Annotated in this window: 13 protein-coding genes; 7 read left to right on the top strand and 6 right to left on the bottom strand. The window is 60.0% G+C overall.

Going from position 1 to position 15,193, the window contains the following annotated elements; all coding sequences use genetic code 11:
- Window positions 1-78: 78 nt before the first annotated feature.
- The 6 genes from ET418_RS05810 to murI all read right to left on the bottom strand — a co-directional run bounded on the left by ET418_RS05810 (window position 79) and on the right by murI (window position 7,532).
- Window positions 79-1,452 carry a sigma-54-dependent transcriptional regulator gene (locus ET418_RS05810; protein WP_149306645.1) on the bottom strand — a complete coding sequence of 458 codons (1,374 nt, stop codon included), beginning with the start codon at window positions 1,450-1,452 and terminating at the stop codon, window positions 79-81.
- On the bottom strand, window positions 1,442-2,944 hold the full coding sequence (locus ET418_RS05815) for an ATP-binding protein (protein ID WP_246152961.1): 1,503 nt from the start codon (window positions 2,942-2,944) through the stop codon (window positions 1,442-1,444). Before ET418_RS05815 ends, ET418_RS05810 begins: the two co-directional genes overlap by 11 nt.
- A gap of 93 nt (window positions 2,945-3,037) precedes the next feature.
- Window positions 3,038-3,559, bottom strand: a complete 522-nt coding sequence (locus ET418_RS05820) for a hypothetical protein (protein ID WP_149306647.1) — start codon at window positions 3,557-3,559, stop codon at window positions 3,038-3,040.
- 119 nt (window positions 3,560-3,678) lie between these two features.
- Window positions 3,679-6,105, bottom strand: a complete 2,427-nt coding sequence (locus tag ET418_RS05825) for a homocysteine S-methyltransferase family protein (protein ID WP_149306648.1) — start codon at window positions 6,103-6,105, stop codon at window positions 3,679-3,681.
- Window positions 6,102-6,710: a GerMN domain-containing protein gene (locus tag ET418_RS05830; RefSeq protein ID WP_149306649.1), complete on the bottom strand. Its 609-nt coding sequence runs from the start codon at window positions 6,708-6,710 to the stop codon at window positions 6,102-6,104. Before ET418_RS05830 ends, ET418_RS05825 begins: the two co-directional genes overlap by 4 nt.
- A gap of 3 nt (window positions 6,711-6,713) precedes the next feature.
- Window positions 6,714-7,532, bottom strand: a complete 819-nt coding sequence (murI, locus tag ET418_RS05835) for a glutamate racemase (RefSeq protein WP_149306650.1) — start codon at window positions 7,530-7,532, stop codon at window positions 6,714-6,716.
- Window positions 7,533-7,737: 205 nt separating this feature from the next.
- On the opposite strand from murI, the gene hrcA reads away from it, so the two are divergent.
- From hrcA to ET418_RS05870, 7 genes are all read left to right on the top strand, one after another.
- Window positions 7,738-8,769, top strand: a complete 1,032-nt coding sequence (gene hrcA, locus ET418_RS05840; RefSeq protein ID WP_149306651.1) for a heat-inducible transcriptional repressor HrcA — start codon at window positions 7,738-7,740, stop codon at window positions 8,767-8,769.
- 42 nt (window positions 8,770-8,811) lie between these two features.
- Entirely contained in the window at window positions 8,812-9,384 is a 573-nt protein-coding gene (gene grpE / locus ET418_RS05845) for a nucleotide exchange factor GrpE (RefSeq protein ID WP_149306652.1), read from the top strand.
- A 182-nt stretch (window positions 9,385-9,566) separates the two neighbouring features.
- A complete protein-coding gene (gene dnaK, locus ET418_RS05850) occupies window positions 9,567-11,489 on the top strand; it encodes a molecular chaperone DnaK (RefSeq protein ID WP_149306653.1) in 1,923 nt (640 codons plus the stop codon).
- A 101-nt stretch (window positions 11,490-11,590) separates the two neighbouring features.
- Window positions 11,591-12,724, top strand: a complete 1,134-nt coding sequence (gene dnaJ / locus ET418_RS05855) for a molecular chaperone DnaJ (RefSeq protein WP_149306654.1) — start codon at window positions 11,591-11,593, stop codon at window positions 12,722-12,724.
- A 124-nt stretch (window positions 12,725-12,848) separates the two neighbouring features.
- On the top strand, window positions 12,849-13,187 hold the full coding sequence (locus ET418_RS05860; RefSeq protein WP_149306655.1) for a hypothetical protein: 339 nt from the start codon (window positions 12,849-12,851) through the stop codon (window positions 13,185-13,187).
- Window positions 13,188-13,211: 24 nt separating this feature from the next.
- Window positions 13,212-13,478, top strand: a complete 267-nt coding sequence (locus tag ET418_RS05865) for a cytochrome C (RefSeq protein ID WP_149306656.1) — start codon at window positions 13,212-13,214, stop codon at window positions 13,476-13,478.
- A gap of 210 nt (window positions 13,479-13,688) precedes the next feature.
- On the top strand, window positions 13,689-15,137 hold the full coding sequence (locus ET418_RS05870; RefSeq protein ID WP_149306657.1) for a circularly permuted type 2 ATP-grasp protein: 1,449 nt from the start codon (window positions 13,689-13,691) through the stop codon (window positions 15,135-15,137).
- The last annotated feature ends 56 nt before the right edge of the window (window positions 15,138-15,193 follow it).

Genomic DNA, 15,193 nt, shown 5'->3' on the forward strand with positions numbered 1-15,193 from the left:
AAAGACGTGAAGGGTTGTTATTCACTATTCACCATTCACGATTCACTTTGCACCATTCACGATTCACGTTTCACATTCTCACTTCAAATACCCGAACTTCTTCATCCGGTAGCGGAAGGCGTCGATGCCCAGGCTGAGCTTCTTGGCGGCCTTGGACTGGTTCCACTCCGTGCTGTCGAGGGCCTGGCGGATCAACTCCTTTTCCACCTCCTCGATATCGATGCCCTCGGCCGGCAGCCGGAAGGTCGCCAGGGGGGGGCCGCTCTGGGGGGTGGTCTTGGCGACGATTTCCAGGGGCAGGTGCTCCAGCATGAGCGTGTCTTCGTTACCCAGGATAATGGCCCGCTCGATGACGTTTTTCAGCTCCCGCACGTTGCCCGGCCAGCCGTAATCCGCGAGGATACGTTCGGCCATGCCGGCGATGCCCTGCACCTTCTTGTTGAAGTCCTTATTGTAGACCCCGATGAAATGGTTGGCCAGGGGGATGATGTCCTCCTTGCGGTCCCGCAGGGGCGACAGGTGGATGGGGATGACCTGCAAGCGGTAATAGAGGTCGTTGCGGAAGGTTTTTTCCTCGATGGACTTCTGCAGATCCTTGTTGGTGGCGGAGATGATGCGCACATCGACGGTAAAGACCCGGCCGCCGCCGATACGGCGGAACGAGCGGTCCTCCAGGAAGCGGAGCAGCTTTGCCTGCATCCCCATCTCCATGTCGCCGATCTCGTCCAGAAACACGGTGCCGCCGTCGGCCAGTTCGAACAACCCTTTTTTGGTGTTCTTGGCGTCGGTGAAGGCCCCTTTTTCATGGCCGAACAGCTCGCTCTCCAAAAGCGTGGCCGGCACCGCCGCGCAGTTGATGGCGATGAACGGCTTGTCCGCACGGTTCGAGCTGTAGTGGATCCACTTGGCCACCAGTTCCTTGCCGGTGCCGGATTCCCCCTGCACCAGAACTGTGGAGGCCTCGCTCTTGGCCACCTTGTCCAGCACCTCCATCAACTGCTTTATCTGCCTGCTGTCGCCGATGATATTGGGCGGGAAGGATTTCTTCGTCTCGGAGCGGAGGCGGGCCACCTCGCGCTTGAGGTCCGTGGTCTCCAGCGCCTTTTTGATGATGATGGCCAGTTCGTCCAGATTGAACGGCTTGCTGATATAATCGTAGGCCCCCAGGCGCATGGCGTTGACCGCCGTCTCAAGGCCGCCGTGGGCGGTCACCATGATGACCACGATCTCCTCATCGTATTCCTTGAGCTTTTCCAGCGCCTCGATGCCGTTGATGCCCGGCATCTGGATATCCAGCAACACCAGGTCGGGCTGCTCTTCCCGGGCCAGGCGCAAAGCCTCCTCGCCGTCGCCGGCGGTAACGACCTCATAGCCCTGCTTCTTCAGGTTTTGCTCCAACGACCAACGGATCAGGTGCTCGTCGTCAACAACCAGAATTTTGTTACGTTTCATGCGCTCTCCTTACCTCTTCGATGTCATGAACGCTGCAGGCCGGCAGCTCTATGGTGAATATGGTGCCGCGGGGGGTGTTGTTGGCAACGGTGAAAAAACCGTTGTGCAGGTTGATCAGCTTGTAGCATATGGGCAGCCCCAGGCCGGTGCCCTGGGCCTTGGTGGTGAAAAACGGCGTAAAGATCTTTTCCTGAATCTGGGGGGGAATACCTGAGCCGGTATCGGCCACGTCTATCCGCACATGGTCGCGCCCCTGGCGGGTGGACAGGCTGGTGCTGATGGTCAGCGTCCCCCCTTCGCTCATGGCCTGGAAGGCGTTCAGGATGAGGTTGAGAAATACCTGCTGCATCTGCTTGCCGTCGGCATACACCGTGGGAAGGCCGGGGGCGAACTCCAGCTGCCGTTCGATGTGCTTTACGCCCCGGTGCTGGGAAGCGAATTTGAGGGTCTTCTCGATGATATCGCTGATGTCGATACAAGCCAGTTCAGGGACCGAAGGCTTGCCGAAAAAGAGCAGGTCGTTGACCGTCTTGTCCAGGCGCTGCACCTGTTGCAGCACCTCCTTGAGGATGCCACTGCGCGGGTCGTCCGGCTCCATGTCGTCCCTGATGATGCTCACCGCGGCGGAGATGCCTGCCAGCGGGTTTTTGATCTCGTGGGCGATGCCGGCGGCCATCTCGCCGATGGCGGCCAGGCGGTCCGCCCGTTCCAACTGTTGGAAATGATACTGCTCCAACTCCTTTTTGGTCACCTCGAGCCGGTCCACCATGGAGTTGAAACTGTTGATCAATTTGCCGATCTCGTCATCCGTGCCCCGATAGTCGATGCGCACGCTCAGGTCGCCGTTTTCTACCCGCGACATGTTGGCGGTCATGCTGTCCAGGGGCTTTTTGACAAACTTGAAGAGTATGAACGAAATGGTGATGGAGAGAAAAAAGGTGATGGCAACCGACGAGGCGATAAAGATGCGCGAAGCCGTCAGCATCTGCATCTTGGTCCGGTAGAGCGAATAGTCCACATTGAGGATGCCGATGACCTTGGCCTTGCTGCCGTGGCAGGTGTGGCACGCCGCTTCGTTGTAAATCGGCTTGACCATGGACAGCACCTCGCCGTAGGGGGGGAGGTCGAAGATGCCGTAATGTTTGGGATTGAGGTACAGTCGATAGTCATCCATACCGACCACCTTGCCGACCTCGGCCGGGTTGGACGAACGCAGGATCACCCCATGGGGATGGAAGATGCGCACGCCGACCAACTGATTGTGCTGCCCCATCATGGCCAGGATCGAACTCACATCCTGAACGTTTCCCAGGTGCATGGTGTTGTAGATACTGTTTTCTACGGTATGGAGCAGCAATTCTGTGTTTTCGCGGGCCGTATCGATCAGCTGGGACTGCTGCTGCCGGACGTTAAAAAAGGTATAGATGAAGATGCCACCAACAAGCAGGACAATGGTCGTGGCAATAATGCGGGTTGTCAGGCTCTTGAACACTAATGGTATCCCTGTGCGATGTCAGCACGTCGCTGTTGCGGCCGAAGGGCCCTACGTGACCGTCCGTTTGAGGTAAAGCCCCCACGGCCAGGATTATTTGTCATTGGCACCGAAAAACGAAAGGATGGCGTCGTCAAGCTTGACCACCTCTTTCGCGGCTTTGTCGCGGTCGGCCGCTTCCTGCGGGGCGGCGCCGCCCTGTTGCGGCACAGGCGCTGCGAACAGGAGCGAGACGTCGGTTTTCGCGGCTGACGGAGATGGAGGGGCGAGCGGCGCAGAAAGGAGCTCGGAATCCGCAGATGCCGGGGGAACGGGCTGCTTGTCGGCGACAGCCCCTGCCCGGGAAGAAGGGGCCTGAAAGGCGCGCTGGTCGAATTCCCCTGATTTGAGACGCCGCATCATCTCCTTGTGCTGATCCTTCATCAACTCTTCCACCACGGATTCAAGGTTCTCTATCTTCAGGATGTCGGCGTAACTGGTCTTCTTGGAGCAGAGGATGACTCCCCCCCGATAGAGCAGGGTAATGATGTGGGGAGAGGAGACACCACTGTCCTCGGTTTGGACGTGGAAGACCTCTCCCTTATACATGACGTTGTGATTGAATCCCAGAACCATGAGCAAACCCGTACGCGAAATAACGGAATTAACGTGACGTTACCACAAAAGCCCCAGTAACTGCAACATGTTAAATAGTTGATTCAAAAAGAACTCCCCGCCAAATCACCGCAACAAAATCACCCCTCGGCGCCCAGCAACTGCTTGATCCTGGCAACGGCCTCCATGGCGTCGCGGGCATAGAGATCGGCGCCGATTTGGTCGGCGTATTCCTGGGTCACCACCGCCCCCCCCACCATGGTAAAGGTCTTTACCCCAGAGGCCCTGAGCCGTTTGATCACATTGTCCATCTCGGACATGGTGGTGGTCATCAGGGCCGAGAGTCCCACCGCATCGACGGCGTACTCCTTTGCCTTGGCGATGATGGTGGCTGCCGCTACGTTCTTGCCGATATCGAAGACCTCGAAGCCGTGATTTTCCAGCAAGGTACAGACGATGTTCTTGCCGATGTCATGGATGTCGCCTTCCACGGTGGCCATCAGGATGCGGCCGCGGCTCTCGAACGCCTGCCCCTTCATCTCCTCTTTCAGGCGGACGAAACCGGCCTGCATGGTGTCGGCCGACTGCATGACCTGGGGCAGGAAGAAGATATTCTTCTCAAAGCGCCGCCCCACCTCCTCAAGACCGGGCAAAAAGCCCTCGCTGCTGACCTGCATCGGGGCCAACCCTTCCCGCAGAGCCTCCTCCACCAAGGGAACGATGCCGTCCCGGTCGCCGTCGATGACCGCCCGGGAAAGTCGTTCGCGGATGGAAAGCGGGGCGTCGGATGCCGCGACCGCCTGAACGGTTGCCGCTGCCTGCTCGCCGCGGTAGGCCTCGATATAGACCGCTGCCTGATGATCGCGGTTCAGGAGGACCATGGCCGAACGCCAGGCCGCCATCATGGCGCCGTCCCTGGGGTTGATGATGGCGGCATCCAGCCCGGCCTCCATGGCCATGGCGAAGAATGCCGACGAGATCAACGGCCGCTGGGGCAGGCCGAATGAGATGTTGCTGACCCCCAGCACCGTGGAAAGCCCCAGTTTCTGTTTGACCAGCCGGATGGCCCGCAGGGTTTCGGCGGCCCGCTTCTGCTCGGCGCTGACCGTCAGGGTCAGACAGTCGATGATGATATCGGCGTCCGGGATACCGTGCCGCCGGGCGGCGTTACGGATGCGGCGGGCGATGGCCAGCCGCCCCTCGGCGGTGTCGGGGATTCCCTTCTGGTCCAGGGCCAGGCCGATCACGGCGGCCCCGTACTTTTTGGCCAGGGGCAGCACACGGCGCAGGCTCTTGGCCTCCCCGGAAACCGAGTTGATCAGGACCTTGCCGTCGGCCGCCTTGAGCCCGCGCTCCAGGGCAGCCGGGCTGGAGGAATCCAGCACCAGCGGCACACCGGCGGCAGCGGCGGCGCAAAACACGGCACGCTCCATGGCGGCCGGCTCGTCGATGCCCGGCGTCCCGACATTCACGTCCAGCAGGGTCGCTCCGGCCGCGACCTGTTCCATGGCCTCGCGGCGGATGTAGGCCACCTTGCCGTCCTGGAGTTCCTGGGAATAGATCTTTTTCCCGGTGGGATTGATCCGCTCTCCGATGATGGCGGTCTTGTTGCCGCCCCCCGCCGCCGTCCAGCCGGAACGGCTGGAAAGGAACGTCACGCCGGTCGATTCCGAGCGCGGCTGCCATGGCTGCTGCACCGTGCCGAGCGCCGCCTTCATAACGCTGATATGGGCAGGCGTGGTGCCGCAGCAGCCACCGATCACCCTCACCCCCATCCCGATCATCCGCTCGTGATAGGCGGCCATCTCCTGCGGTGTCCCGGGAAAGACCGTGGCGCCGTCGATGAGTCGCGGCAAACCGGCGTTGGCCTGGGAGATCAGCGGCAGATGGGTCACCGTGCGCATCCTGCAGAGGATATCGTAGATGCCATCCACCCCCAGGCCGCAGTTGGAGCCTATGATGTCGGCCCCGGCAGCGGTCAGGGTGATGGCGGCGGACTCGGGCGGCGTACCCAGCACCGAGCGGCCGTTGTCGTCGAAGGTCAGCATGGCGATGACCGGAATCGTCCCGGAGACCTCGCGGATGGCGATCAGGGCGGCGCGGCACTCCTTGATGTCCAGAAACGTCTCCAGGCTGAGCAGGTCGGCTCCGGCGTCGATCAGCGCCGCCGCCTGTTCGCGGAAGGCGGCCTTCATCTCGTCGAAGGGGATCTCGCCCAAAGGCTCCACGAATTGCCCGGTGGGACCGATGGAACCGCCCACGTACGCCCTGCCGCCCGCTTCCTTGCGGGCGATCTGGACGGCGCGGGCATTGATCTCGGCCAACCGTCCCTCCAGGCCGTAGTGGGCCAGCTTGAAACGGCTGCCGCCGAAGGTATTGGTTATGATGATATCGGCCCCGGCCTCCACATAATCACGGTGCACCGACGCAACAACCTCCGGCATGGTCAGGTTGAGCTCCTCCGGGGACTGCCCCGGCCTCAAACCCCGTTCCTGGAGCATGGTGCCCATGGCCCCGTCGAGAATAAGCACCTTTTCTTGGATGGCTTCGAGGAATGGCTTCATCATTTTCCCTTTTTCGGTGTGGATGGTGCGACGGCCGGGGCCTGTCCGGACGCTTGTTCCAGAGAATAGTCCGGCGCCAGGGGGGCGGACAGATCCAGATGGTTGAGCACTGTCGAGCTATTCCCCTCTACCGTCAGCTTCACCCGACTGATCTGGGGGTAATTGGCACTGATCGTATCGACGATGGAATACACGGCCAACATCTCCGCAGAGCTACCGGACGGCAGATCCACGGCAAACTCCCGGCTCAGATCGACAACGGCCGTACCACCTTCTATGCGCACACTGTTCAAACTCGTGTTTTCCGGCAGAGCTACGTCATAGTCCCCCAGGGGACCGCTCAAAAGGGCATCCAGCGTGTTTTTGATGCAGGCCCCGGCTTCGTTGCACGACTCCAGCTCCCGGGCCTCGCGCGCCAATCGATTGCCGTCGGCCACAAAGAACAACACCACCGTGCGGGTGCCCGAATGTTGCTTGGTTTGCGGGGTCGCAGGAATCCTGTAGCTGGTTTGGTACTTTTGCCAGAGCATCCACCCGAACGCCAGGGCGATCACCAGAAACGGCAGTACCAGGCCAATATTGACACGTTTTCGCCGGACCAATGGCATGGGTCAGCACTCCTCTCCGTCTTTGTCAAGGTCCACCTGATACACATCCCCCAGGCGCCCCCCCAGGAAACGGTTCCCCACCCGGATGAATCCGGCCGGGATATCGCTGACATAGTAGTGATGATTTCCCTCCTCCGCGGCAGGGCGCAGGAGGTGTTTGTCGGCCAGAATGGCGGCCACGGTCCGTGCGGTCTCTTCAGCCGAGTCCACCAGGGTGACGTCCGGCCCCATGATATCGGCGATGAGCGGTTTGAGCAGCGGGTAGTGGGTGCAGCCCAACACCAGGGTATCGATCCCGGCTTCCTTGAGTTCGCGCAGGTAGCTCTCGGCCGTAAGGCGCGCCACCTGATTGTCGGTCCACCCCTCCTCGGCCAGGGGGACGAACAACGGGCAGGCGCGGGTCAGCACACAGGCGTCGGGTTTGAGGCGCTTGATGGCACGGGTATAGGCGCTGCTCCGGATGGTCCCGGCAGTGCCGATCACCCCCACCCGACCGCTGCGGGTCACTTCGACCGCCCGGCGCGCCCCCGGCTCGATCACCCCCACAACCGGGAGCGAGAACTGGCGTTTAAGCCCGGGAAGCGCTACGGCGGAAACGGTGTTGCAGGCCACGACCAGCAGCTTGATATCCCGCCGGCACAGGAACGACGTGATTTCGTGGGCGTACCGGGTCACCGTTTCGGGTGACTTGGTGCCATAGGGCACCCGGGCCGTATCGCCGAAGTAGATGGTATCTTCCTGGGGCAGCGTCCGGATGATCTCGCGCAGCACCGTCAGCCCCCCTACCCCTGAATCAAATATGCCGATGGCCTGCCAAGACACGCCTGAACTCCTCCCAAATGGCCCCTAAACGCTGATGAATTTTGAATTATATACTCGTTTCTCTTTCCGAGGCAAGCCATTTGACGGACCGGCGCAATCGCCGGAATACTTCTTATTGTCCTTGACAAATCAGGAACCACTTATTACCTTGAAATCAAGAACTAGCACTCCCTGATGTTGAGTGCTATTTTTTTGAGGTTTGGTCATGGACGTGGAGCTGTCAACCAGAAGCAGACAGATACTTGAAGCGATTGTCGAGGATTACATCGCCACAGCCGAACCGGTCGGCAGCGGTTCCGTGGCGCGCAGACACGCCCTGCCCCTCTCAACGGCTACCATCAGAAACGTCATGGCCAACCTTGAAGAGATGGGGCTCCTGACCTCGCCCCACACCTCGGCCGGCCGGGTGCCGACCGAAAAAGCCTATCGACTCTACGTGGACTCCCTGGTAGCGCTTCGGCAGGTCAGCCGTGACGAAAAGAAACTGATCATACGCCGCTGTCGCGAAGCCGGGGCCGGACTTCTGGGGATTCTCAAAGAGACCAGCCGCACCCTGTCGTCGCTCTCCAATTATATGGGGATCGTCGTGGCGCCCAGCTTCACTTCAGACGTGTTCCGCCATATCGAATTCATCCGCATCGGGAGCCACAAGGTGCTGGCGATCCTGGTATCCAGCAACGGCACGGTACAAAACCGCCTAGTGGAAAGCGATACGGAATTTTCCCAGACCGATCTGATCACCATGGGCAATTACCTGAACGAGCTGATGCAGGGGCTGACCATCTCCCAGGCCCGGAAGCGCATCCTGGAAGAGATGCACACCGAGAAGATGCAGTACGACAACCTCATGTTGCTCGCCCTGCGCATGACCGAGCAGGCCGTTTCCGGTGAGGGAGACGAAATATTCGTCGAGGGCCAGGCCCGTATCCTTGACCAGCCGGAATTCAACGATGTGGGTCGCATGAAGGATGTTTTCCGCGCCTTCGAACAGAAGGGGCAGTTACTGAAGCTCCTGGAACGGTGCATGTCTGCCGATGGCGTGCAGATCTATATCGGCTCCGAATCCCCCTTGAGCCAATCGGCCGGCGTCAGCCTGATCACATCCCGTTTTGTCACCAGCAGCAATACCGTCGGGTTGTTGGGGGTGATCGGCCCCACCCGGATGGGCTACTCCAGCGTCATCCCCATTGTCGATTACACCGCTCGCCTGGTAAGCCGGATGCTCGCGGAAACCTGAGCCGAAACGCAGTATATCTTAGAAAAAGGATTATAAGCGACCATGAAAGCGCACGATACCGTAGAACCGAAGAACGCCGAACAAGCCGCCGGCCAGGGTGGCGACGCCGCAGACCAAACCGCAGCCGGAGTACCGGAGGTCGAGCCCCTGTCCCTCGAGGAGCAGCTCGCCGCCAAGGAAAAGGAAGCGCGGGAGAACTGGGACCGCTTCCTGCGGGAACGGGCCGATCTGGAAAATCTACGCAAACGCACCAATCGCGAAAAAGAGGAATTGCTCAATTACGGCTACAAGTCGCTGATCGAGGAGATACTGCCGGTACTGGACAACCTGGAGCGCGCCTTGGGCCATGCCTCCGAGGACGGGTTGCCCGCCCTGGTGGAGGGGATTCGCATGACCCATACCATGTTGCTGGCGTCGCTCCGGAAATTCAACGTGACGCCGGTCGAAGCGGTCGGCGCCCCCTTTGATACGGCCTTCCACCAGGCCATGGCCCAGGTGCCGACCGATGAATCCCCCCCCAATACGGTTGTGGAGGAATACCAGAAAGGCTACCTGCTGAAGGATCGCCTGCTGCGCCCGGCCATGGTGTCCGTCTCGACGGAGATCAAAGGATAAAACCGTGAATCGTGAAGGGTGAATGGTGAATGATTGAAAAACGAGTGGTTTGCGGGTTACGCCATTCACGATTCACGATTCACGATTCACCATTCACTTTTTTTCACCATACCCTTGTTTTTTCCCAAAACGATGACTAGTTTTATTTCTACAGGAAGATATGAAAAGGAGGATTATCCGTCATGAGTAAAGTAATCGGAATCGATCTGGGGACCACCAACTCCTGCGTCGCAATCATGGAGGGTGGAGAACCGGTTGTTATCGCCAATTCCGAGGGGAGCCGCACCACACCCTCGATGGTGGCTTTTGCCGAGAATGGTGAGCGCCTCGTGGGGCAGCAGGCCAAACGGCAGGCAGTTACCAACCCGGAGAACACCCTGTACTCCATCAAACGCCTGATCGGCCGCAAGTTTGAAACGGATGCGGTCAAAAAAGACATCGCCATTTCACCTTTCAAGATCGTCAAGGCAGATAACGGCGACGCCTGGGTCGATGTACGCGACAAACGCTACTCCCCCCCCGAGATCTCGGCCATCGTGCTGCAAAAGATGAAGAAGACCGCCGAGGACTACTTGGGCGAGGCCGTCACCGATGCCGTCATTACCGTGCCGGCCTACTTCGACGACTCCCAGCGCCAGGCCACCAAGGATGCCGGCAAGATCGCCGGCCTGAACGTCCTGCGCATCATCAACGAGCCGACCGCCGCCGCCCTGGCCTACGGCCTGGACAAGAAGAAAGACGAGAAGATCGCCGTCTTCGACCTGGGCGGCGGTACGTTCGATATTTCGATCCTTGAGCTGGGCGACGGGGTATTCGAGGTCAAGTCCACCAACGGTGACACCTTCCTGGGGGGCGAGGACTTCGACCAACTGGTGATCGACTGGATCGCCGACGAGTTCAAGAAGGACCAGGGCATCGACCTGCGCGGCGACAAGATGGCCCTGCAGCGCCTGAAGGAAGCGGCCGAGAAGGCCAAGTGCGAACTCTCCACCTCCGTGGAGACCGACATCAACCTCCCCTTCATCACCGCCGACGCCTCCGGTCCCAAGCACCTGACGCTGAAACTTTCCCGCGCCAAGCTTGAATCGATCTGCGCCCAGTTGCTGGCCAGACTGGACGGCCCCTGCCGCACCGCCCTCAAGGATGCCGGTCTCTCCTCCAGCGAGATCGACGAGGTTATCCTGGTGGGCGGCATGACCCGCATGCCGGCCGTGCAGAAACGGGTCGAGGAGATCTTCGGCAAGACCCCCAACAAAGGCGTCAACCCGGACGAGGTGGTCGCCATCGGGGCGGGCATCCAGGGCGGCGTGTTGAAGGGTGATGTGAAGGACGTGCTGCTGCTGGACGTTACCCCGCTTTCGCTGGGTATCGAAACCCTGGGCAGCGTCATGACCAAACTGATCGAAAAGAACACCACCATACCGTGCCGTAAAAGCCAGGTGTTCTCCACCGCAGCCGACAACCAGCCGGCCGTCTCCATCCACGTTCTTCAAGGCGAGCGCGAGATGGCGCATGACAACAAGACCCTCGGCAACTTCGAACTGACCGGCCTTCCGCCGGCACCCCGCGGTGTGCCCCAGATCGAGGTCACCTTTGACATCGATGCCAACGGCATCGTCCACGTCTCGGCCAAGGACCTGGGCACCGGCAAGGAGCAATCCATCCGCATCACGGCCTCCTCGGGGCTTTCAAAGGAAGAGATCGACAAGATGGTGCGCGATGCCGAGGCCCACGCGGAAGACGATCGCAAGAAACGCGAAGCCATCGAGGCCCGCAACCAGGCCGACAGTATGGTCTACAGTACCGAAAAATCGCTCAAGGAGTTCGGCGACAAGATCGATGCCGTTGAAAAGGGGAATATCGAGAACAAGATCGCCGAGCTGAAGAAGGTCATGGAAGGCGAAGACGCCGAAGCGATCAAAAAGGCCACCGACGAACTGGCCCAATCGGCCCACAAGCTGGCCGAGGCCATGTATGCCAAGACCCAGGAGGCCGGGGCCGAAGGAGAAGGCGCTGCCGGCGCCGAACAGGCCGGCGCTTCGAAACACAAGGATGAGAAGGTCGTTGACGCCGATTTCGAAGAGGTCAAAGAAGAGAAGAAGTAAGCCAAAATACTTTTAATATCAGCAGGTAGCACATAATTCACCAAGCACGGGCAGTGCCTCTCCCAAGGGGCGCTGCTCGTTGCATTATCAAGGACACTATTTTGGCAAACGGCGAAAAACGCGATTACTACGAGGTATTGGAGGTCCACCGCAACGCCTCCGAGGCCGAGATCAAGAAGGCCTTCCGCAAGATGGCCATCCAGTATCATCCCGATAAGAACCCGGATGACAAGGCCTCTGAAGAAAAGTTCAAAGAGGTGACCGAGGCCTACGAAGTGCTTTCCGACGCCCAGAAACGCGCCCAGTACGACCAGTTCGGCCATGCCGGCGTCTCCGGTGCGGGCTTCGGCGCTGGCGGGTTCGGCGGCGGATTCGGGGCCGGCACCCCCTTCGGCGACATCTTCAGCGATATCTTCGGCGATATCTTCGGCGGAGGCGGGACCGGACGCGGACGCGCCCAGGGGCGGCGCGGCGACGACCTGCTCTACAACATGGAGATCGGTTTCGAAGAAGCCGCCTTCGGCACCGAGCAGAAAATCGAGGTTCCCTTTGCCAAACGGTGCGGGACCTGCAACGGCTCCGGCTCGAAACCGGGCACCGAGCCAAAGGTTTGCCCTTCCTGCCGCGGAGCGGGCCAAGTCCGCTATCAGCAGGGATTTTTCAGCGTCAGCAAGACCTGCAGCCAGTGCAACGGCGAGGGCAAGGTGGTGGACAACCCCTGCCCGGACTGCCGCGGCAAGGGCAGCGTCAAGGACACCAAGACCCTCTCGGTCAAGGTGCCGGGCGGCGTGGAAACCGGGTCGCGCCTCAAGCTGACCGGCGAGGGGGGCCAGGGCAAAGGCGGCCCCAACGGCGACCTCTATGTGGCCATCAGCGTCAGGGAACACCCCATCTTTCAGCGTGAAGACAACAATGTCATCTGCGAGATCCCGATCAGCTTTATCCAGGCGTCCCTGGGATGCGAACTGGATGTGCCGACCCTGGACGGCAAGGTAGCCATGAAGATCCCGGACGGCACCCAATCCGGCAAGGTCTATCGCCTGCGGGGCAAGGGCATCCCCTCGCTTCAGGGCTACGGCCGGGGCGACCAGTTGGTGATCATCAGGGTGGAGACCCCCACCAACCTCAACAAAAAGCAAAAGGACCTGTTGGAGGAGTTCGCCAAGATCAGCGGCGAGGATGTCCATCCCTTGAAAAAGGGGTTTCTGGACAAGGTCATGGATATCCTGAGCTGACGATTCGCTTCGCCGCCCGGGGAAGAATACGGGATGCCCGCGTCAAATTGGCTTGCCGGGCATCCCGTTTTGCATTACTATTCCAGGGAATCGAGTCCAAACCTGTCAGAAACGGAGCGCTTGCATGGATAACCAGCAACTGACGGAAAAGGCGACCGAGGCGCTGCGCCCCTTCGAAACCGCCAACCTGATGAATACGATTCAGCATCTCACCCTGAAGCAGATATTCACCCACCCGGTATTCTTGGTCGTCGTCACGGCGATCTTTTTCTTCGGCGTCGTCAAACGGTCAAAAACCGTCCTGCTGACGCTGTTCACCCTGATCGCTTTCATCGTCATCGTGCGCTTCGCCATACCGGCACCCGGCGAGGAACTGTCCCTGAAATCCTTGTTGCCGTTCATAAGCGGCGGCTTGGTTATCGGTGGTGTGATCATCTACTTCTCACTCATCAAATCAGACTGAATCCAGGAGAAGGGACGTTATTTCATGAAAATCGACAAACGCGACTGGCTGTTCATCGGGCTCATCGTTGTGGTACTGGGCATATTCTTTGCCATCTCCGGCAAAGAGAAGACCAAGTTCGTTCCTCTGGACGACAAGCATAAACCGTTTTACGATACCTTCGCCCAAACCGGCAGTAAAAAGGAAGCGGAAAAGGGGTGCGAAACCTGCCACAACGAAAAAGGGGTCCCCTTCCCCCCCAACCACCCCCCCAAGAACCGTTGCCTGCTCTGTCACAAACTGAAACGCTAGCAAACCTTTCAGGCAGCCCCCACGTCAAGGGGGCTGCCTATTTTTTAACCTTATCCAGACTCTTTTCCCCTCACCACGGAGCGACATCGGACCGACGCCGCGCCAGAGCGTTCCGTAACCATTGCATTTTGAACGGTATCTTGTTTTGGCCCTAATTTTGCTTCGATTTTCACCGAGCCGCACACACCTCACGCAAAAGACGAGCGCGCTATGGCAGCCATCCCTTCCGACACATCCCAGAAACCCCGCATCTCCTACCACGAATTCTATACCGATGGCTTCACCCCCCGTGAGCACTACCGGCCGCTCTGGGAGCACATCCAGTCGGTCGGCCAGAACGCCTTCGAGGCCAAGGTGCATGAATCGCAACTGGCCCTGCACGCGGAGGGGGTAACCTTTACGGTCTACGGGGACTCGGACGAGGGGATCGAACGCATCTGGCCCTTCGACCTGATCCCGCGCATCATCCCGGCCAGCGAGTGGAGCATCATCGAGTCGGGCCTCAAGCAGCGGGTCCGCGCCCTGAACCTGTTCCTCAAGGATATCTACCACGACCAGCGCATCCTCAAGGACGGCGTCGTGCCGGCCGAACTGATCTACCAGGGCAAGGATTTCCGCCGGGAGATCATGGGCATCGACCCGCCCCACGATATCTACACGCACATCAGCGGCATCGATATCATCCGGGACGAGGACGGCAAGTACCTGGTGCTGGAGGACAACCTGCGCACCCCCTCCGGCGTATCCTACATGATCGAGAACCGGGTCATCGAGCGGCGCATCCTGCCGGAATTTTTCGCCAAATACCGCGTGCGCCGGGTCGAGCATTACCCGGCCCTGCTGCTCGAGGCGCTGCGGGCCGTATCCCCCCGCGGCACGGGCCAGGCCGAGATCGTCGTGCTGACGCCGGGCATCTACAACTCGGCTTATTTCGAGCACACCTTCCTGGCCAAGGAGATGGGGGTGGAGTTGGCCGAGGGGCGCGACCTGGTGGCCAAGGACGACGTGGTCTACCTGAAAACCACCACCGGCCTGCAACGGATCGATGTCATCTACCGCCGGGTGGACGACGACTTCCTCGACCCGCTCGTGTTCAGGTCCGATTCCACACTGGGAGTGGCCGGGATCATCAATGCCTGGCGGGCAGGCAACATCGCCATCGTCAACGCCCCCGGCAACGGCATCGCCGACGACAAGGCGGTCTATCCCTATGTCCCCGACATCATCCGCTACTACCTGGCCGAGGCCCCCATCCTGCACAACGTCCCCACGTACCAGATGACCAACCCCGAGGAACGGGCCTATGTCCTGGACAATCTGGAACGCATGGTGGTCAAGGCGGTCAGCGAATCGGGCGGCTACGGCATGCTGATGGGCCCGGCCTCGACCCCGGCCCTGCGCAAGGAGTTTGCCGCCAAGGTGCAGGAAGATCCCCGGAACTACATCGCCCAACCGGTGATCCAGCTCTCGCGCCACATCTGCTACATGGACGGCGAACTGGAGGCGCGCCACCTGGATCTGCGTCCCTACATCATTTACGGCGACGATATCAATGTGGTGCCGGGCGGCTTGACGCGCGTCGCCCTGACCAAGGGATCGCTGGTGGTCAATTCGTCCCAGGGGGGCGGCAGCAAGGACACCTGGGTCCTGGCCGAGTGAGGAAGCGCGCCGCACACTGAAAGGCTGTTGAAAAATCAAGGTTGTTCAAAAATAGT

Origin of the sequence: Oryzomonas rubra, assembly GCF_008369015.1 — a bacterium.
In the GTDB taxonomy this organism is placed as follows: Bacteria; Desulfobacterota; Desulfuromonadia; order Geobacterales; family Pseudopelobacteraceae; genus Oryzomonas; species Oryzomonas japonica.

Coding starts and splice junctions, on each gene's coding strand:
- ET418_RS05810 (WP_149306645.1), bottom strand. CDS start 1,452: ATGAAACGTAACAAAATTCTGGTTGTTGACGACGAGCACCTGATCCGT.
- ET418_RS05820 (WP_149306647.1), bottom strand. CDS start 3,559: ATGGTTCTGGGATTCAATCACAACGTCATGTATAAGGGAGAGGTCTTC.
- ET418_RS05825 (WP_149306648.1), bottom strand. CDS start 6,105: ATGATGAAGCCATTCCTCGAAGCCATCCAAGAAAAGGTGCTTATTCTC.
- ET418_RS05830 (WP_149306649.1), bottom strand. CDS start 6,710: ATGCCATTGGTCCGGCGAAAACGTGTCAATATTGGCCTGGTACTGCCG.
- hrcA (WP_149306651.1), top strand. CDS start 7,738: ATGGACGTGGAGCTGTCAACCAGAAGCAGACAGATACTTGAAGCGATT.
- grpE (WP_149306652.1), top strand. CDS start 8,812: ATGAAAGCGCACGATACCGTAGAACCGAAGAACGCCGAACAAGCCGCC.
- dnaK (WP_149306653.1), top strand. CDS start 9,567: ATGAGTAAAGTAATCGGAATCGATCTGGGGACCACCAACTCCTGCGTC.
- ET418_RS05860 (WP_149306655.1), top strand. CDS start 12,849: ATGGATAACCAGCAACTGACGGAAAAGGCGACCGAGGCGCTGCGCCCC.
- ET418_RS05865 (WP_149306656.1), top strand. CDS start 13,212: ATGAAAATCGACAAACGCGACTGGCTGTTCATCGGGCTCATCGTTGTG.
- ET418_RS05870 (WP_149306657.1), top strand. CDS start 13,689: ATGGCAGCCATCCCTTCCGACACATCCCAGAAACCCCGCATCTCCTAC.